Below are 20292 nucleotides of genomic sequence, written 5' to 3' on the forward strand. Positions count from 1 at the left end.
AATGGAAGAAATTGAGATTGCTCCCAAAATACTTGTAGTTGAAGATGAAAATATCGTTGCTCTGGAACTAAAGAAAAGGCTGAAAAAGCTTGGGTATCAGGTTCCAAGTGTTGCAGCGTCCGGGATAGAAGCAATTAACAAAGCTGAAGGGTTCCTTCCAGATCTTGTGATTATGGATATCAGACTAAAAGGAGATATGGATGGAATTCAAACAGCACAGATTATTCATGAAAGGTTCAATATACCAGTAATATATCTTACTGCTCATTCTGACGATGAAACCCTCAAAAGGGCAAAGAAGACAGAACCGTACGGATACATTTTAAAACCTTTCGAAGAGGATGAACTTCGAACAGCAATTGAAATAGCAGTATATAAACACCAGATGGAAATGAGTTCCAAAAAATAGATTGATTTTGTGCTAGAATTTATAAGGTTATCTTAGATAGCTATATTTTACCGCTTTTTTTACTTTTTAGTCTTAGGCAAGTATATACTAAAGATGCAGTGTTTTGAAGATTCATCAGAGTATTAAGCATTATCACACCCTTTGACAATTCACACATCATTGTCAGAATAGTACAGAATTATGCTATATAGAATTCGTTCTTAGTAATTTTTAGTCCTGATTTCAAGGGTCTATATCTATAATTTGTAGGGAGGCTGAACAACCTCCTTTTCACTTCCCAAAGCTTAGGTGTCATCTGCTTAAAATGCATCTCCACGTAACAGATGACACCTAACAAAATACAAACTATGCAAAGATGCGTGTGAAATGTGTCGAATATTCCTTGAGCTTTATATTGACTATACAAATCATCGATGAATTTTACACAACTACCAACACAGGAAGCAGAATCATACTACAAAGGAATAAGCATTAACCTGTGAGGTGGAACCATGATAAAGGGTATTAATTACTGGGATCCTGACATTATTGCTGAAAATATAATAAACGGACAGAAGCTCACCGACAACAACCTTAGAGAGCTCCTTTACCTGACAGAAGAGGAAGATATAGAGAAGCTGCAATATGTTGCAAGAAAAGTGAGAGATCACTATTTCGGGAACAAGGTCTTCCTCTACAGCTTCGTTTACTTCTCAACCCACTGCAAGAACAACTGTGCTTTCTGCTATTACAATAAGTGTAACAACATACAGCGCTATCGCCTTAATCTTGAGGAGATACGCAGCATAGCAAGGACGATCAAGAATGAGAACATCCACATGGTAGATCTTACCATGGGAGAGGATCCTTATTTCCACAATAATCCTGAAAAGTTCGTTGATGTCGTAAGGGCAGTAAAGGAAGAAACAGGACTTCCTATTATGATCTCTCCTGGAGTCATAGATGACAGGACTCTCAGCAGACTCCACGAGAGTGGAGCCAATTTCCTCGCCCTCTATCAGGAAACACATGACGAAGATCTCTACCGGAAACTGAGGGTCGGACAATCCTTCGATGAAAGGAATCATGCCAGGGAATTTGCCAGAACCAACGGTTACTGCGTTGAAGATGGAATTCTTACAGGTGTTGGAAACGATATTGAATCAACCATAATCTCACTTCGCGGAATGCAAAAGGGGCAGCCTGACATGGTCCGTGTCATGACCTTTGTTCCACAGGAAGGAACTCCTCTTGAACTTGTGTCACAGGAATCCAGCCTTTCCGAACTGAAGATAATCTCAGTTCTCAGACTGATGTTCCCTGACAAACTCATACCAGCATCCCTTGACCTTGAAGGAATCGATGGCATGGTCCACCGCCTGAATGCAGGTGCGAATGTTGTCACTTCCATAATATCCGCAGATTCCTCACTTGAAGGCGTTGTCAACTATGACAGGGAACTTGAGGAAAGGGACAGGGACTCAAAGAGCGTCATCAAGCGCCTGAGGTCCATGGGCATGGAACCTGCAAGCCAGGATGAGTTTAACAGGATCATCGAAAAGCAGCAGGTAGCTCCAGTAAGAATCCCGGTGGCTGCAATATGACAACAATAGGTATAATCGGTGGCAAACTCCATGGTTTTGAGGTCACTTACCTTGCACACAAGGCAGGCATGAATGTAGTGCTCGTGGACCGCAGGGAAAAGCCCCTGATACGCAAGGTTGTTGATGCTTTTCACTGCTTTGATGTTGTCAGGGAACCTGAAAAGCTCATCCAACTCTCAGAAAATGTGGATGCTATAATCCCTGTGAACGAGAACCTACCCAATAACAAGACAACAGATGCTTGCACATTAACATACATGATAAATAGATTCCTGCACATAAATTTATAATTTAGACTGAATTATTATAATTCCATGTACAAAGAACAGATTTTCATGTACATAATTTAATTTTTGATGTCATAACGGTTTAAACAGTGTACATCCAGTCTTGCACTTAGATAGTGATGAGATCTTCTAAAAAACGTCAGATACTTGCAGGAACTACACTTATTCTGATGCTCCTGTTTACTATTAACATAAGTTCAGCGACGAGTGGTGATATATTCACCGATATAAACTCGAATTATGAACTTATTCCTGAGCAAGGAATAGTAAAAGTATCAAAGGAGATCACATTCCACAACAACAATTCTGAGACAAAGTACTGGAGAGGATACTACTCCAATTACAATTCCTATCTTCCTGACGGAGCGCTCAACATCAAGGTTTTTGATGAAGAGAACAACATGGCATTCAGAAAATCAGAAGATGGATATTATGTCTTTTACTTCAACAACAAGGTCTGGTATGAAGAAAGCTACACATTCCATGTAGATTATGAAATAAAAGTCAATGAGAACACAGCTGTATTCTCATTGAATGAATACGGTGACAATGTTGAAGTAACCCTGGAAGTACCAGATGATTATGATACACACCTGAGCAGAGATGACTACAGAGTAGAAGAGAAATTGTATTCCAGTGTCTACATTTTCGAAAAGGGGCAAAGCTGGGATAAAGCATGTAAAGTAAATTCCGTAAGATCTTCACCACGTATTACACTAAAAGAGACAGCTCACCTTTCAGAACGCGATGTAGACATCGAAGTCAGATACTGGGAAGGCGAAGAGCAGTGGGCACAGGACACAATGGAAACAACAATTGAAAGCCTTAAACTGCTTGAAGATAATTGGGGAATTGAATATCCTCCTGAGTACAACATTACTATAACGCAGGCAAATCTGACAGAGACCGGTGGTTATGGTGGATATAACCAGGGCAGGAACGGGATCTGGCTGCTTTATACATCCAATCATGGAATACTTATACACGAGCTTTCACATTACTGGACACGTGCCTGCAACTTTGATCAGTTGTGGATGGATGAAGGCTATGCGGACCTGTACACATACATAGTACTCAGCAAAATGGAACCTGATGAAGCTGAGGCAAGACGTGACCGTTTCCTCAGGAAATACGAAGATCTTCATGATGAGAATGACTTCCCACTTTCGGACTGGAGTACACCGCAAACCCTCAACAGCGACACTGAAGAGCGTGTGGATTATGGATACAAGAAAGCATTTTCCCTGACATACACACTATATGAGACTATAGGAGTGGAGTCACTTCAGCAGGCAAACAGGGAGTTTGCAGAAAATTCCGGAGGAATTGACAATACTGATTTTCTTGAGATCATCGATTCTGTTTCATCTTCAGACACAGAATTTGTAGAAGACTATCTGTATAACTAAAAAATGAGATGGTCGAACTATAATTATTTAATATTAACCTGCAATTAGTAATTTTTAATGTTAATTTTGTTTTTTAGCGAGAAAATTATATTAAGTTACAAATAAAGTTAAATATATTTATAAAAATACTTTTAGTAGATATATTTATAAATTAAAGAAGCATAGAATAAGTAGGTTAGTGTGGAGATTTACGACCGTACGGATTTAGCGTATGCACCAGCCATTTATTTGCTCATGGGGAAAATGGGAGATGAATGGATACTCAAAAAGAAATGAAAACGTTATTAGTGACGTTACGGATGTCTTTGGCATTTTGCTGAACGAACCATCAATAGAGAGATCCTTAGAGTTACTCGTAGACAGAGTCACAACTTTTTTTGAAGAATCTGAACTGGTTTCCATAAAGATAGGATTGTTTGGAAAGGAATGCCAGAATTTAGATTGTAATGACTATGATATGACCCTTGTTAATGAAATAGTAATTAACGGGAAGAATGAGGGTTTTATAGAACTCAACATTAAGGGACTTCATCCTGAAGTGGAAGAGAACAGGAGCAGGATACAAGAATATAAAAAACAGCTTGATATGCTCACAAGGATAGTAACACTTGCTTTTGAAAAAAGGAAGGAGATCGCACAACTCAAGTCCATTGAAAGAGAAATGAGGAACTGCTATAACAAACTTGATGATTATATTTTCATACTTGATTCGAAAGCCAATATAATTGATTCTAATAGTAATTTTCAAAACTGCACCGGACTTTCAGCTAATGAGCTTCACCAGATGAATATATCTGAGCTTATAAAACAATGCTCTGTAACTGAAGAGATACCACCTATAATAGAAAAAGCAACGGAATACGGACGCTTTAGTTTTGAATGCGAACACCTTTGCAAGAATGATGAACAGGTTCCCATGAGCATAACCTGCAAACCTATGAATGATGAAAAGGGATTATTCATCTGTGTGGGCAAGGACATTTCTGAAACAAGGAATGCTGAACAGGAACTCCATGAGTCAGAAAAAAAATACTCGACTATTGTTGAAAAAGGAAATGATGCAATTCTTATCATACAGAATGAAATTATTAAATTCGCAAATCCCATGATAACTGAACTCACAGGTTATGAACATGATGAGATTATCAATGAAAGCTACATGAAGTTCAGTCCTGTAAATGATGAGCATAGCGCATCAGAGTGGCTCAAATTGTGCAGCAATAAAATTGCTGATAAAGGGATATTCGACATCAATATTTCGACCAGAAATAATGATAATATCCCTGTTGAGATAAATGGTTCAATCATTGAGTATGAGGGTAAGATGGCAGAACTTCTTATCATAAGGGATATCAGTGAAAGAAAACGAACAGAAGATCTTCTCAAAAGAGAAAGGGATAAACTGTACAACTATCTTGATGTTGCAGGTTCCATTATTGGAATCGTAAATACAGATCTTAATGTTATTTTTGTTAATAACAAAGGAGCTGAAGTTCTCGGGTATGATAAAAAGGATATAATCGGAAAGAACTGGTTTGATAGTTTCCTGCCTGAAAGTGTCAGGGAACTGACCAGAACTAATTTTGTCAAAGTTATTAACCACGAACTGGATCCTCCTACCTATTTTGAAAATTATATTGTAACAAAGGAAGGGGAAGAAAGGCTGATATTCTGGCATGATGTACCGGTAGAAGATGAGAATGGCAAACGTATAGGTGTTATAAGTTCAGGAGAGGATATCACCGAAAGCAGAAGAATGGAAGCTATGCTGGTTGAGTCTGAAAAGAACCTTAAGACCATATTCAACCACGTAGACGATCTTATATACATTTGCAGACCATACGGAAGTTTCATTGATGTTAACAGGGCCATGGTATCTTCAACAGGTTATACAAAAGAGCAGATGCTTGAAATGTCCCCTGTAGATATTGTGAAACCAGAAATGAAACAATTAATGGATAGCTACACTGAACGCATTATCAAGGAAAAAAGTGTCATTTTTGAAATTTCTTTTGTGCTTAAAGATGGAACCCTGCTACCACTTGAACTCAATTCCAGGCTGATAGAATATAAAGGCGAACAGGCTATTCTTTCTGTTGCCAGGAACATAACAGAGAGGAAAAAGGCAGAGGAGAGACTTAAAAGATATGCAGGTGAACTAAAGAAATCAAATGATCTCAAAGACCTGTTCACAGATATCATACGTCATGACCTGCTAACACCTGCAAGTGTCATCAAAGGTTACACTGAAGAACTGCTTGATACAATTAATGATGAACAGGCAAGGAAGCTGGCAGAGAAGATTAAAAGCAATAATGACAGGTTAATAGAAATGCTTGAAACCGCCACCACTCTTGCGAAACTCCAGAAACAGGATGACATTGACTTTGAAGTCATTGACCTTGTACCTGTGTTTAAAATGGTCATCGATGGTTTCAGAGATCAAATAGAAGCAAGTCAGCAGATTGTGAATGTTTACGGAGAAACTTGCTGTCCTGCAGTTGCAAACCCTGTTGTAGAAGAGATTTTTACTAATCTATTATCAAATGCTATTAAATATAGCCCTGTAAACAGTACTATAGATGTGACATTCAGTGGAGAAGCAAACATGTGGAAGGTGGCTGTTACTGACCGTGGCGCAGGAATTCCTGACCCTGATAAAAAGTTGCTCTTCAATAGGTTCCAGCGTGCAGATAAAAGAGGGATTAAAGGTACAGGACTTGGTCTTGCAATTGTAAAACGTATAAGTGAATTGCATGATGGAGCATATGGTGTGGAGAATAATCCTGAAGGGCAGGGAAGTATATTCTGGATCACATTAAAAAAGGCCTTCTAAGATTTAGAATTTAAAACTTTTTTACTATATCGCCATTAATAGGTGCTCAACTAGCAGAATCAAACCCTTCATCTTTAAATAATAGTGATTTAATAGTAATTATTTGCAGGGTTGATTGCATCAATTGAAGATAGGGATTGCTTTTGAAAATATTGGGATTTTAAATAATTGGTCCTTGGCATCTTGTCTGATATACGATGCCTGATGTCTTTACAGGTGGCACATCTGAATTAATAGATAGGGTAGATGATTCTATGGAAAAAAAAGTTCATCATTGGGAGCGGGCAGAAGATGATTTGTCTTTTCTGCACAAAGAAGAAACATTGATCGACTATTTTCTAAAAAATGAAGACACTTACAGAGACCTTTTTCATAATGAAAAAACTGTCGTAATGCTAATTGATCAGAGTAACTGTAAGATACTTGATGCTAATAATGCTGCTTCTGAATTTTATGGATGGGCACTTGAAGAACTAAAAGCCATTGATATTAGTAATATAGATGTATGTATAATGGAATCAAGGAAAGGAAAAGAAAAAGATCATCCAATTGAATGCAAGATTGCCGGTGATAAGAATTACTTTTTTTCGAAACACAGGCTTGCAAACGGTGACGTTCGTGATGTGAAGATCTACAGAAGTGCCCCACTAGCCGAAAAAAAAGACTTGCACTATGTAGTTATTCGGGATGTAACTGAACAGAAAAAAGCTGAAGAAGATTTAAAACTTGCCTTTTTTTCACTTGAAAACTTTAGTGATGCAATTTTCTGGACACGGGAAAACGGAGAATTCTTCTTTGTCAATAAAACTGCCTGTAACATGCTGGGATATTCTGAAAAAGAACTATTATCGATGAAAGTACCCGATATTGATCCGGCTTTTCCAGAGAACATATGGAAAGAACACTGGGAACAGATCAAAGAGGAAAAAGGTTTCACATTCTATTCCATGCATTTGGCAAAAAATAAGGAAATGATCCCTGTTGAGATCACTGTAAATCATATGGTCTATGGAGAAAAAGAATATAATTGTGCCATCATCAAAGACATTTCAAAAAGGCTGAAATCTGAGAATGCACTTGCTGAAGAAGTCCACTGGCGCCGTCTTCTCATGGAGCAATCCAGGGATGGGATGGTCATACTGGAAACAGATGGAAGTGTCTTTGAGACTAATCCCGCTTTTGCTGAAATGCTTGGATATACTACCGAGGAAATAAAGAAATTGCATGTGTGGGACTGGGATGCTAATTTTGATCGCGAGCACCTGCTCAACATGATTAAATGCTCTGATTTGAGAGGATTACTGTTTGAAACTAAACAGAAATGTAAAGATGGAACTATTCTCAATGTAGAAATAAATTCAAATCTCATGGCATATAGCGGAAAAAAACTCGTGTTTTGTGTCTGCAGGGATATAACGGAAAAGAAAAGATATGCAGATGAATTACTGAAAGCAAAGATAACTGCTGAGGAAGCAAGTCTGACCAAAAATGAATTCCTGGCAACAATGAGCCATGAACTAAGAACACCCCTGAACTCAATCATTGGTTTTTCAGAAATTCTAAAGGGAGAAGATTTCGGAGAAGTGAACAAAGAACAAGCCGAGTATATAGATTTTATCTCAAAGAGTGGAAAGCACCTCTTAAATGTGATAAATGATATTCTGGATCTTTCAAAGATAGAAGCTGGAAGAATGGAACTGAACTACGAAAAATTCTACCTTTTTGACAGCATCAATGAAGTAAAGATGGCAGTGACACCTTTAGCCATGAAAAAGGGATTGGACCTTGAACTTAAATTTGATTCATTAACAGAGATGATAGTTGCTGATAAGACAAAATTCCAGGAAATAATCTATAATCTCACAAATAATGCAATAAAGTTCACTCCAAAGGATGGAAAGGTTACAATTGAAGCCGGCACAGTTGAAAGTTCAATATGCATTAGCATACGGGATACAGGCATTGGTATTTCCATGGCTGACAGGGATAAGCTTTTCCAGCCTTTTAAACAAATAAAACCTTATATGAATCATGAACTTGAAGGAACCGGTCTTGGATTGGCTATTGCAAAAAAATTCATAGAAATGCATGGAGGCAGGATCAGTGTTCAAAGCAAGCCTGGTGAAGGGAGCAGTTTTACTTTCACAATACCAAATGAACCGGAATACGACAAGATAAATGTCAATATATAAATGCAAACTAAAGGACTGGCAAGGAATAGTGTTGAATAATGATGCTATTTTGATGAACTTTTTAACAAAAAATATAAATAAGTAGTTCTATAAAAAAGGCATAGTAAAATGGTGTCCATATAATGCCTGTAAAAAATTACAAAATACCAAATTTTATTCTCGATACAAAATCACTAGACCTCTGGGATGATGGAGTTATCGTACTGTCATCAGAAGGAAATATCTCTTTTACCAACAAAGCCTGGAAAGATTTTTCCCGGAAATATGAGCCTGGCAATAAGTGTACAGAAGGTTCTGACTATTTTAGGTTTTGCAGTGAAAATGCTAATATTAACAGCATTGAAACTGTCAGGATTATAGAAAACGGTATTAAAGAGGTTATCAATGGTAAGAAAAACTCTTTCAAAACAGAATATTCCTATAAATACAATGGCATCTGTGGATGGTTCCTGCTAAAAGTTCATCCACTTTCAAGTGAAAAACCAACAAGTGTCCTTTTACAGCATATCGATATTACAGGAACAAAGAACAAACTTATAGAAAATGAAGAACTTCTGAGCGATGTATGTCAAATTACCAGAATAGGTGGATGGGAATTTGATGTAAGATCAGGCAAAGGTACCTGGACACCGGAAGTTGCCAGAATATACGAGATTGATCCACAAATTCCACCAGACCCTGATTTTGGATTGAGTTTCTATCTTCCTGATTCAAGAGAAATTATTAAAGATGCGGTAAATAATGTTGTAGATAAAGGTCGGCCTTATGACCTTGAACTTGAACTTATATCCGCAAAAGGTAACCATAAATGGGTGAGAGCCCGTGGCCATGCTAAAATGAGTGAAGGAAAAGTTGTGAAGGTAACCGGTTCACTTCAGGATATAACAGAACGTAAACTTGCTGAGAATGCACTTGAAATGGAGTCCATGAAAAGGCGTATTCTGATCGAACAGTCTGCAGATGGGATAGTTATTATTGATCAGAATGGAAAGGTTTTCGAAGCGAACAAAAAATTCGCAACTATGCTAGGATACACAGAAGAAGAGGTCAGTTCACTATACATGTGGGACTGGGATACCCATTATACCCGTGAGCAATTATTAGAAATGGTGCGTCTTGCTGATGAGGTGGGTGTGGTACATGAAACAAAACAAAGACGCAAAGATGGAACTCTTATTGATGTGGAAGTGAGTGGAAATGGTGCAATTTTCGGAAAAGAAAAATTAATTTTCTGCGTGTGCAGGGACATTACTGACAGAAAAAATGCAGAAGAAGCCCTGATTCATGCAAAGCAAATGGCTGAAGATGCAAGCAACAGCAAAAGTGAATTCCTGGCAACAATGAGCCATGAACTTAGGACACCTCTTAATTCGATCATAGGATTTTCTGATATCCTATCAAAACAAATTGCAGGTAACCTGAATGATAAACAATCAGAGTACATTGAACACATTGCAAATAGTGGTAAACACTTGCTGGGGCTTATCAATTCAATCCTTGATTTCTCAAAGATAGAAGCTGGCAAAATGGAGATCTGCTGTTGTCCTTTCTGTGTAGGTGACGTAGTTGAAGAAGTAAGAGCTACAACAGTACCTATTGCAGAAGGTAAGAACATAAATATCAATGTAAGTGTTGAACCTGATCTTATATTGAATGCAGACAGGACAAAGTTCAAACAGATACTTTACAATCTGGTAAGCAATGCTATCAAGTTCACTGAAAAAGGAGGAACTGTAAGTATCTATGTCAAACAGGTTGATGACATGATCCATACAAGTGTTAAGGACAATGGAATTGGAATTTCCGGTGAGAATACGGCCCGACTATTTGAGCCATTCAAACAACTAAGTAAGTACAGCACCAGAGAACAGGGTGGAACCGGACTTGGTCTTACAATTGTTAAAAAGTACGTGGAAATGCATAAAGGCAACATCTGGGTACAGAGTAAACCAGGGAAAGGCAGCACCTTTGCATTTGTGATTCCTGTTGAATCAAAAATCGAAGGTTTGAATCTCTGATCTTTCCCGGGTCAGAGATCAGAAGGAATGGATCTTCTTTATTTTCCTGCCAGTATATTCTCTATAGAGATACTCAACTGCAAATGCAAGGAACACCATGACTATTAGTACGTAGATATCTGCAGGAGAGTTTGTCAGTACGTACCAGATGAGTGTCATTAAAGCCACAACACATGCAACAATACCTGTTATTGATATCCATTTTTTGCTTTTTGTCCTCTTATGAAGACGGACATTTGCAGCATTCACTGCTCCAAATATCAGGAGGAAACCTGCACTACCCATTATTGAAATGCTTGACAGATCAAAGAGATTTGCCACAAACAAGGTCATAATGGAGGTCAATAGCAGCCCTTCAACAGGTCGGTTCCATATTTTCTTATCTAATATTTCCGGCAGTTCACCGTCTTTTGCAATTATATAGCTCACACGTGAAGCACCATATAACGTGGCATTGATAGCCGATGTTGTGGATAAAAGAGCTGCAACCGAAATCAGATTGAAACCAAAAGTTCCAAGGAATGGTTTGGCAGCAACTGCAAGTGCATAATCCTGTGCCTGTACAATAGTATCAGTTGAAACACTTGAAACGGTTACATACGCTATCAGGACATAGAGCAGGATTACAAAAAGAACTGCAGTATAATAAGCGCGTGGCAGAATCTTTTCAGGGCTCTTTATATCATTTGCAGTATTGGCTATGAGTTCAAATCCCTCGTATGCCAGGAAGATGATCATTCCACCAGCCACGAGTTGAATTGGACCAGACCCTAAAGTGATCTGAACAGGTTGCGACCTTATACTCCAAAGTCCTCCTCCTATGAAAATGGTGAGAATTGCAACTTTGAATGCTACGATCCATTCTTCTGATCTGCCAACAACTTTGGAACCAATTACATTGATCGCAGTCATCAATATAACAATCCCACTAATGAGAATGTGACGTGAAACAGACTGCATGGAAGCAGGGAAAAATGTTGAGCCATAGCTGCCAAAAGCATAGGCATAAAGTGAAAGCATGACAACATAACTTAACCAGAGCAGCACATTAAGTCCACCGGTTATCATACCGGAACCAAACGCCTGGTTAAGGAATTCAACAGTTCCACCTTCTGAAGGATAGCGAACAGAGAGTTTTGCATAGGAATAAGAGGTAACCAATGCCACCAGACCTGCTAGTGCAAAAGCAATAGGTGTTCCGCCTCCTCCAAGTTTAACGGCAAGTCCGAGAACTGCAAATATTCCTCCGCCAACCATGCCACCGACTCCTATTGAAACTGCGGAAAGGTAGCCTATTGAACCTTCTGAAGATGGATCGGTCATATTTTAATCTCCATTTGTTCTGGCCTTCAGTATTCTTCTGGAGTAGGCCCTGTAGATCAATTCTGTAAAGAAGCACAATATGAGGACCGCTGTAAATACTACAAGGGTCAGCACAGAATTTTGTATCTCATAGTATACAAGGATAGCGAAAAACACTATACTGCTAATAAGAGATGCCCATATAAGATAGCGTTTGGCACCGGTTTCACCGACCAGTCGAAGATGAGCGGCATTAACAGCTACATATATAACCAGCAATGAAGCGCTTGCCATCATGCCAATACCTTCAAGATTGAGCATATTGGTACATATTATAACAAGACCCGATGTGATGAATAAACCCTCTGTACTTCGGTTCCATACCTTTCTTTCGAAGAATTCAGGCAATTCTCCTTCTTTTGCTATCAGGTAACTTACATTTGCACCTCCGTAAAGAGAGGCATTAATGGCTGAAGCTGTTGAGAAAAGTGCAGCTATTGCCATTATGGTGAATCCTGCACTACCCAGGAAAGGCTTAGCTGCGGCAGCCAGAGCATAATCCTTGGCTGTGGATATGTCTGACATAGAGAGATTTCCTATTACTGCAAGGCTTACCAGAACATAAATGACTATTACGATCAGAACACTCAGGTACAATGCTTTTGGTAGTGTTTTTTCGGGATCTTCCATGTCTTCTGCTGCATTTGTGATAAGTCCGAAACCCTGATAGGCAAGGAAAACAATTCCGGCTCCGAACAGGATGTTAGAATTTGTAGGGAATTGTGCAACTGAAAGGTTTGCTGTATTAATGAAGAAAAGTCCTGAGATTGCAAAGAGGAGGAGAATTCCTACTTTTACTGATACAATGAAAAGCTCTGATTTACCCACAGCTTTTGCGCCGATAAAATTGACAGCTGTAAAAACTATGATTATTGCAGTTGCAAATATATTGGACCAGATAGCAGCTGAACCTGAAGGCATAAATGTCATTGCATAAAGTGAAAAGCCCTTTGCATAAAGGGCAAGTCCGAATACATAACCACTCCACAAAAGCAGATTCAGACCACCGCTTAAAAGTCCATCACCAAAACCCTGAATGAGAAATTCAACCGGGCCGCCTGCTGACGGATATCTGACTCCGAGCTTCGCATAAGAATAAGTGCTTAACAGTGCTATTGCCCCGGCAATTATGAAAGATACGTAGACTGCATTACCGGATATCTGGGTCGCTGTTCCAAAAATTGAGAATATTCCTGCACCTACCATGGCGCCGACACCAATCGATGTGGCGGACCATAGTCCCATTGATTTGCTTTCAGTCATCTGAATCCCTTTGTTTTCTTGATGGACTTGTATAAAAGTTAAACCCTTGGTCATTAATTTCTTCTAATTTACAATTTAACACTGTAAATAAAAGCAATAGTTAATAAACAGAAAAACAAGTATCATGGCATCAATAATAAGAAAAGGTAAAAACACTATTTGACAATGTCCAATCATTGTGTTGCTTTATAAATCCTTATGTTATCGAGAATATTGATACGGATATGCTACTTCTAACTTTATGAATAGAGCCCTGAAGATCTCAAGGGAAAGAAAAAATCGTATATAATTCAATGCCTGAAGATGAGATATCCGCAGTATCAAAATTATGAAGGAAAATCAAGAGGAATATTAAAACCGAAAATACTGTACTTACCATATTCACTTTTTACCCAGACCTCACCATTATGAAGTTCCACCATTTCTTTAACAAGAGACAAGCCCAGACCTGTGCCTTTATGCTTATTCACGGAAAGTTCACCAACCTGGGAAAATGGTTTGAATAATTTCCCTATTTCCTGCTCTCTTATTCCTATACCATCATCTTCAACTTCAAAATGCATCATTTTGTCATCCACATAGCATCTGACAATGATATTACCTCCATCGTGAGAAAATTTAGCCGCATTTCCTACCAGATTGTAAAGTATCTGCTTCAATTTTCCCGGATCGGCTTCCACTATAGATACATTCTGCCCTATATCGGTATGTAGTGATATGTTTCGGATAGATGTTGAAGGTCGCATAGCTTCAACCACCTCATTAACTATAGAAGGAATCAAGACATGCTCATACCGAAGTTCCATTTTTCCGGCCTCTGCTTTGGATATATCCAGTACATCGTTTATGATACTAAGTAAATGTTGTCCGCTTGTTGATATATTCTGTGCATATTTCTTATGAGTATCACTAAGAGAATCTGACAGGTCATTTACAAGGATATCAGAAAATCCGATGATTGAATTAAGCGGAGTCCTTATTTCATGGCTCATACTTGCCAGGAACTTGCTCTTGGCATTACTGGAAGATTCTGCTATAATCTTAGCTTCCTTCAAATCCTGCTCCATCCTCTTCCTGTCAGTGAGGTCTATCTCCATAGAAAATATCTCAAGCGGAGTATCCGAAGCAGGAACAGATGAGTAGCTTGAGAATACCGGCAGCTTTCGCCCATCTTTTGTTATGAACGTGGACTCATATGCCTGTTTATAGTCCTTATCACTGCGCATTGAAGAAATGATATCATCAAAATCATCTTTACGTTCATCCGGAAATATCAGGTCAAACATATTTTGCCCCATGGTCTCTTCCTTTGTATAACCATACATCTTCTCACTTGCAAGATTCCAGTAATGTACCGTACCATCCAGATCGAAACCCTGGACAGCAACATCAGGAACATTATCAATGAAATTCTGGAACTTCATTTCACACATAATAAGTTGTTTTTCCTGTTCTTCCACTGTTCTTGAAAGAGCAACCTGCCTGCTGAGGATCATATAAATGATGTTGGTCATCATAAGTATCAGAATAAATGTAAGTGTCTTGATGAATGTAACATCACCCGGAACGAGACCATTTACAAGAATACCATCCAGCCATTTTCCAACATATAGCCACGAATTATACAGTATACCAAAAAATATCAGAATTGTAGTGATAGTTACTGAATATGGTCTTTTGAACCATTCTCTTATCTGAAAAGGATCCATGTCCTCATTATCAGTTTTCATCTTAAGTACCACTTGAAGTAATGAATGGTTTTATCAATTGATAGCTGGATAAGAACCTATTTCATTATTATAATGAAAGTATTAATAACGATTCCATTATATAAAATGACTGATATAACTAGAGTGCATTCATAGCAATAAATAAAAAATAAACACATATTATCCTTTTCAAGCTCAAAAAACAGTTGAGGAGATCAATGTCTGATATAGAGTCCTATTCCACATACGTGAATATCTTTCTGTTCCTTATACTGTCAAACTCACTTCTGTCAAGGTTTGCAGTGATAAATTCTCCTGTGTCACTGGCACCTGGTGTTTCCGGAATGTACTTTGCAGTGGCATTTATGATTGTGTTCACACTCTGGTATGGAATATGGGGAGCTTTTTCAGCGTACCTGGGCTGCATGATAGGGGCCGGGATACTTGCAGATATGCCTCTTTCACTGAATGTGATATGGTCCCTTGCAGACCTGTGCCAGGTGCTTATACCACTGGCTGCTTTTTCATATTTCAAAGTTAACATCAGACTAAGAACGAAAAAAGATGGTATTATATTCATTCTCTTTGCCTGTATTATCAACAATCTGACAGGTGCTTTCTGGGGATCATTGTTACTGGTACTCACTGGAGAAACGGAATGGAATATGTTCAGCATGACGTTACAGGGATGGTTCTTTGGCAATCTTATAACCTCATTGTTGATCGTACCATTATTACTTCGGTATGTAACTCCTTATATCCAACAGACAGAATCATATGTTAAAGGATACTGGATCTGAGAATTCAAAACAATAGTATCTTAACACAATTTTGTGTGCTTTTATGATTGGGATTCATTATCCTGATTTTGTTCATTAGTAATTTCTTCATTTGATGGTGAAATGAATAAAACTCTTTAATAACGTATAGAATATATAATATTATAGAGATATTTACCTGAGGATTGAACAGTTGATATACCCACCTATAGTTCATGTGAAGAGACAGATGTCTCCTTTATTGCAAAACTGGATATATTAAGGCAAATACATCAATGAGGGATAATTGTGGGAATAAAAAAAGCAGGGTACAATGCATTATTTGACAATGCACATGTCATTATGCTACTTATAGACCCTGATAGCCTTGATATCGTTGATGCAAATCATGCTGCATGTAACTTTTATGGATGGAACTTTGAGGAACTTACTGGTAAGAAAATATCCCATATTAATTCACTGCCCGAAGAAGAAACATCGACACTGGTCCAAATGGCAATGGATGAAAAACAGAATCATTTTTTCTTTAAGCATCGAATTGCCAGCGGTGAAATGCGAGATGTGGAAGTAAATACTTTTCCAACAAGCATTGAAGATAAAACCCTTCTATTTTCTATTATTCGTAATGTTACAGGTACAAAAGAATTTGAAGAAAAATATGAGGTGAAACTTCAAAATAGTGAAGAACAGTACAGGAGTCTCTTAACAGAAATACCAATTTCTATAATGATACATGACAAGGACAGTGGAGAGATAATCGACGCTAATCCTGCAGCTTACACTTCTTTTGAATATTCTTCACTTCAGGAATTGCAGGAGAGTGATATCTGGTATGAACCACCATATTCACTAATTGAAGCACGGGAACTGGTACATAAAGCTTTTTCTAAAGGATCATATGAATTTGAATGGCTTCATAAAAAGAAAAACGGCGAATTCATGTGGCTGTATGTCAGGCTGAGTCCTGTTGTGATAAATGGTATTCAAAGAGTAATGTCTGCATCCATCAATATAAGTGAACACAAGAACGCAGAACTAGCACTGATGACTAGTGAAGGCCAGCTGCGTACACTGATAGATACCATTCCGGACCTTATATGGTTGAAAAATGCTGAAGGAGTTTACCTTAAATGCAATAGCAAATTTGAACGTTTTTTTGGTGCAAAAGAAGCGGAAATTATTGGAAAGACCGATCACGATTTCGTTGATAAAGAACTTGCAGACTTTTTCAGGCAAAAAGATATTGCTGCGTTAGAAGCCGGTAAGCCTTCAATGAATGAGGAACTTATCACCTATGCTGCTGATGGGCATGAAGAATATCTGGAAACCATTAAAAGCCCTATGTATGACTCCAGTGGAAAACTCATTGGTGTATTGGGTGTTGGCAGGAATATATCAGAAAGAGAACAAGCAGAAAAAGAACTGCTTGAAGAAAGCAAGCGTCTTGCGAACATCATTGAAGGTACAAATGTCGGAACATGGGAATGGAATGTAAAGACTGGTAAAACTTCATTCAATGAACGTTGGGCAGAGATAGTAGGATATACACTGGATGAACTAAAACCTCTCAATTTCAATACATGGAAAAGGCTTGTGCATCCTGAAGACATAGAAAAAGCAGAGTTACTTCTTAAAAAACACTTTATAGGGGAATTGAACCAGTATGAATGTGAAATACGTATGCTGCACAAAAATGGAGAATGGGTGTGGGTACTTGCTCGTGGTAAAGTAATAGAATGGGATGAAGACGATAAACCACTTCTCATGTATGGAACTCATGCCGATATAACTGAACGTAAAAAATCGGAACTGGAATTGTTAAGGAAAGAAATGCAACTGCGTACAGCACAAAGTGTTGGAAATGTAGGAAGCTGGGAAATTGACCTGAATTCACGAAAAGTCGATGCATCTGATGAAGCAAGAAAAATCTACGGGCTTGAAGATGACAAAGAATATGTTATTGAGGATATCCAGGAAATGCCGTTACCTGAATATCGTCCAATACTTGATGAAACGATGACAAATCTTCTTCAGAAAAATCTACCTTATGATGTTGAATTTAAGATAAAAAGAAAAAATGACGGACAAATTCGTGATATACATTCTGCTGCCGAATATTTTGTAGAAAGAAATGTTATCGTTGGAATGATACAGGATATTACAGAGAGAAAAGAGGTAGAGAGAAGAATTATAGAAGAAGTTACACGAAGACGCCTGCTTATTGAAAATTCCAGTGATGGCATCGTTATTCTCAATCAGAATGGCAAAATACTGGAAGCTAATAAAAAGTATGCTGAGATGGCAGGATACACTCCGGATGAGCTTCTAGAGATGCACATATGGGAACTGGACGCAAAATGGACACAAGAAGAAATGATTTTTCATTTTAAGAATTTCAAAGAAAGACCACAATACATAGAGACAACAATCCTCCGAAAAGATGGTAGTTTGATAGATGTAGAGATTAGTTCCAGCATGGCAACCTTAAATGAAGAGTCACTTATTTTCTCCGTATGCAGGGACATCACTGAACGTAAGAATACTGAAATGGCTCTTCTTAGGGCCAAAGCCCTTGCTGAAGAATCAAACAAAATAAAATCGGAGTTCATTGCTAACATGAGCCATGAACTTCGCACACCGCTTAATTCTGTTATTGGTTTTTCCCAGGTATTAAATGATAAGATATTTGGGGATCTGAATGAAAAACAAAGCCACTACGTATCCAACATATTGAAAAGCGGCAATCACCTGCTAAAACTTATCAATGATATACTTGATGTTTCTAAAATAGAGTCAGGAAACATGTTATACGAACCTGAACCAATTAGTATATCTGAAGTTCTGGAAGAAAGTATAACTTTAATGGAACCCCTGATCAAAGAGAAACATATCGATTTTAAGATCAATATTGAATTAGATGGTCTTAAAGTAAATGCTGACAAGACAAAAATCAAACAAATATTGTACAACCTGCTGAGTAATGCAATCAAATTCACATATAAATATGGTAAAGTCTGGGTTGATTGTGAAGTGGAAAATGACAACATCCTGATTTCTGTATCTGACAACGGTATTGGTATTGCTACTGAACAACAAAAAGCTATTTTTGATCCATTCAAGCAAGTAAGTTCATCAAATAACCGCACCCATGGTGGAACGGGACTTGGACTTGCAATTGTTAAATATTATGTTGAGATGCATTCCGGAGAGATCCGTGTTAAAAGTGAAGTTGGTAAGGGAAGCACGTTTACTTTCACGATTCCAATCTAGTTTAGAGATGAATAGAGCTGGGTGTCAAATTATCACATAGATATCAGAGCAATAGCAGCCATTGAAGCCACCACTCCTACCCATTGACGTGGAGCAAGCTTTTCTTTTAATATTACACATGCCAGAAGTACTGTAACTGCAGGGCTTAGTGATGATAGTATCGTGGCAACATCCAGTCTTCCTGCTACAGAAGCCAGAGCAAACAGGACAACACCTCCAGTGTTGAATATCCCTGCAAGGATAACTAAGAGGATTCCATCAGATGTTGGTTTCTTGACATTCTTTGTTGTTATCATGAATACAGCCAGCATGATGAGTGCTGTAATTCTGGAAAATGTCAGTGGCCAGTAAATTCCGGTAGAACTGAATTTATCTATTGAAATAAAGAACAGTCCAAATAGTGTACCTGCAACTGCTATGTATTGCATATCTTTTGTTTTTAAATCCAATCCTGCATTCATTCTGACAATGAACCATATACCGATGAGTGCAAAAATAAAGCCCGCAATTTTCAGAGTGCCGGGAAGACCTTCATTTATAGCTGAATATATAACAGGTATGATTATCGCTATTACTGCCGCCAGCGTTGCAACGATACTCATTTTGCCCCTGGCCATGCTCATATAGAGCAAAATGAGCCCGGCTGCCCCAAAAAATCCTGCAAGGCCACCCCACATAAGATTGTTAACTGAAGGGAGGCTTTCAGAAAAAGCCAACGCAAGCACCGGGAACATGATTATGCCTGTGATCTGTGTAGCCATTACAGCAGAATAAGCACTTGTTCGCCTGGTGGCGCATCCGCCTACGAAATCTCCTGCACCCCACGATACTGCAGATAACAGCCCAAAAACATTTGCAAGATCTTCAACAGGCAGCATTTTCATCTCCGATAACTATCAAGTTAGAATATTTTTAAATTATTCATGTAAATGATCTTGTAATTTTTAAACCTATACAACATGATAGTTATAGTTATTTTTGAATTTGTGAATCAAAAAACATAGATAACTGTAGTAAAGATCGGACTCGGTCTTCAAATTTCGAAAAGAAATATGAAAATGTATAACGAGATGTTAATATTTATAGTAACACTCACATATAAATTAAATTAATAGATACACCACGAATTTGATTGAGAGAAATGTGGTGATTTTTTACCCCATTTCTTTCTATTT

At 38.1% G+C, this 20292-nt stretch carries 13 protein-coding genes; 9 read left to right on the forward strand and 4 right to left on the reverse strand.

Features of this window, described 5'->3' with window-relative positions:
* Position 1: 1 nt before the first annotated feature.
* The 7 genes from BLP52_RS08455 (at position 2) to BLP52_RS08485 (ending at position 10734) form a co-directional block, all read left to right on the forward strand.
* Positions 2 to 409 (forward strand): response regulator, encoded by a 408-nt coding sequence (locus tag BLP52_RS08455; protein ID WP_091710049.1) that lies wholly within the window; start codon positions 2 to 4, stop codon positions 407 to 409.
* 491 nt (positions 410 to 900) lie between these two features.
* Complete coding sequence (gene pylB, locus BLP52_RS08460; RefSeq protein WP_091710050.1) at positions 901 to 1992, forward strand: methylornithine synthase PylB; 1092 nt, start codon at positions 901 to 903, stop codon at positions 1990 to 1992.
* Positions 1989 to 2282: a hypothetical protein gene (locus tag BLP52_RS08465; protein ID WP_202905751.1), complete on the forward strand. Its 294-nt coding sequence runs from the start codon at positions 1989 to 1991 to the stop codon at positions 2280 to 2282. The genes pylB and BLP52_RS08465 overlap by 4 nt, the downstream gene beginning before the upstream one ends.
* 116 nt (positions 2283 to 2398) lie before the next feature.
* The gene (locus BLP52_RS08470; RefSeq protein WP_091710051.1) at positions 2399 to 3688 is read left to right on the forward strand and encodes a M1 family aminopeptidase; all 1290 of its coding nucleotides are present in this window, start codon (positions 2399 to 2401) and stop codon (positions 3686 to 3688) included.
* A gap of 250 nt (positions 3689 to 3938) precedes the next feature.
* A complete protein-coding gene (locus tag BLP52_RS08475) occupies positions 3939 to 6524 on the forward strand; it encodes a PAS domain-containing sensor histidine kinase (protein WP_162272959.1) in 2586 nt (861 codons plus the stop codon).
* Positions 6525 to 6778: 254 nt separating this feature from the next.
* Positions 6779 to 8716, forward strand: a complete 1938-nt coding sequence (locus tag BLP52_RS08480; protein WP_162272960.1) for a PAS domain S-box protein — start codon at positions 6779 to 6781, stop codon at positions 8714 to 8716.
* 122 nt (positions 8717 to 8838) lie between these two features.
* A complete protein-coding gene (locus BLP52_RS08485) occupies positions 8839 to 10734 on the forward strand; it encodes a PAS domain-containing sensor histidine kinase (RefSeq protein ID WP_091710054.1) in 1896 nt (631 codons plus the stop codon).
* Positions 10735 to 10752: 18 nt separating this feature from the next.
* Here BLP52_RS08485 and BLP52_RS08490 read toward each other — a convergent pair whose 3' ends face one another.
* From BLP52_RS08490 to BLP52_RS08500, 3 genes are all read right to left on the reverse strand, one after another.
* A complete protein-coding gene (locus tag BLP52_RS08490) occupies positions 10753 to 12057 on the reverse strand; it encodes an APC family permease (RefSeq protein ID WP_091710055.1) in 1305 nt (434 codons plus the stop codon).
* A gap of 3 nt (positions 12058 to 12060) precedes the next feature.
* A complete protein-coding gene (locus BLP52_RS08495; RefSeq protein ID WP_091710056.1) occupies positions 12061 to 13359 on the reverse strand; it encodes an APC family permease in 1299 nt (432 codons plus the stop codon).
* Between the two features lie 326 nt (positions 13360 to 13685).
* Positions 13686 to 15089 (reverse strand): PAS domain-containing sensor histidine kinase, encoded by a 1404-nt coding sequence (locus BLP52_RS08500; RefSeq protein WP_091710057.1) that lies wholly within the window; start codon positions 15087 to 15089, stop codon positions 13686 to 13688.
* Between the two features lie 197 nt (positions 15090 to 15286).
* On the opposite strand from BLP52_RS08500, the gene BLP52_RS14375 reads away from it, so the two are divergent.
* Positions 15287 to 15868, forward strand: coding sequence for a diguanylate cyclase family protein (locus tag BLP52_RS14375; RefSeq protein WP_154717820.1), 582 nt, complete (start codon positions 15287 to 15289; stop codon positions 15866 to 15868).
* Between the two features lie 267 nt (positions 15869 to 16135).
* A complete protein-coding gene (locus BLP52_RS08510) occupies positions 16136 to 19117 on the forward strand; it encodes a PAS domain S-box protein (RefSeq protein WP_091710059.1) in 2982 nt (993 codons plus the stop codon).
* 32 nt (positions 19118 to 19149) lie between these two features.
* On the opposite strand, the gene BLP52_RS08515 is transcribed toward BLP52_RS08510, so the two are convergent.
* A complete protein-coding gene (locus BLP52_RS08515) occupies positions 19150 to 19995 on the reverse strand; it encodes a DMT family transporter (protein WP_091710060.1) in 846 nt (281 codons plus the stop codon).
* Positions 19996 to 20292 lie beyond the last annotated feature (297 nt).

Origin of the sequence: Methanolobus vulcani (assembly GCF_900100715.1) — an archaeon.
GTDB lineage: Archaea > Halobacteriota > Methanosarcinia > Methanosarcinales > Methanosarcinaceae > Methanolobus > Methanolobus vulcani.

Coding starts and splice junctions, on each gene's coding strand:
- BLP52_RS08470 (WP_091710051.1), top strand. CDS start 2,399: ATGAGATCTTCTAAAAAACGTCAGATACTTGCAGGAACTACACTTATT.
- BLP52_RS08485 (WP_091710054.1), top strand. CDS start 8,839: ATGCCTGTAAAAAATTACAAAATACCAAATTTTATTCTCGATACAAAA.
- BLP52_RS08490 (WP_091710055.1), bottom strand. CDS start 12,057: ATGACCGATCCATCTTCAGAAGGTTCAATAGGCTACCTTTCCGCAGTT.
- BLP52_RS08500 (WP_091710057.1), bottom strand. CDS start 15,089: ATGAAAACTGATAATGAGGACATGGATCCTTTTCAGATAAGAGAATGG.
- BLP52_RS08475 (WP_162272959.1), top strand. CDS start 3,939: ATGAATGGATACTCAAAAAGAAATGAAAACGTTATTAGTGACGTTACG.
- BLP52_RS08515 (WP_091710060.1), bottom strand. CDS start 19,995: ATGCTGCCTGTTGAAGATCTTGCAAATGTTTTTGGGCTGTTATCTGCA.
- BLP52_RS08495 (WP_091710056.1), bottom strand. CDS start 13,359: ATGACTGAAAGCAAATCAATGGGACTATGGTCCGCCACATCGATTGGT.
- BLP52_RS08480 (WP_162272960.1), top strand. CDS start 6,779: ATGGAAAAAAAAGTTCATCATTGGGAGCGGGCAGAAGATGATTTGTCT.
- pylB (WP_091710050.1), top strand. CDS start 901: ATGATAAAGGGTATTAATTACTGGGATCCTGACATTATTGCTGAAAAT.
- BLP52_RS08455 (WP_091710049.1), top strand. CDS start 2: ATGGAAGAAATTGAGATTGCTCCCAAAATACTTGTAGTTGAAGATGAA.
- BLP52_RS14375 (WP_154717820.1), top strand. CDS start 15,287: ATGTCTGATATAGAGTCCTATTCCACATACGTGAATATCTTTCTGTTC.
- BLP52_RS08465 (WP_202905751.1), top strand. CDS start 1,989: ATGACAACAATAGGTATAATCGGTGGCAAACTCCATGGTTTTGAGGTC.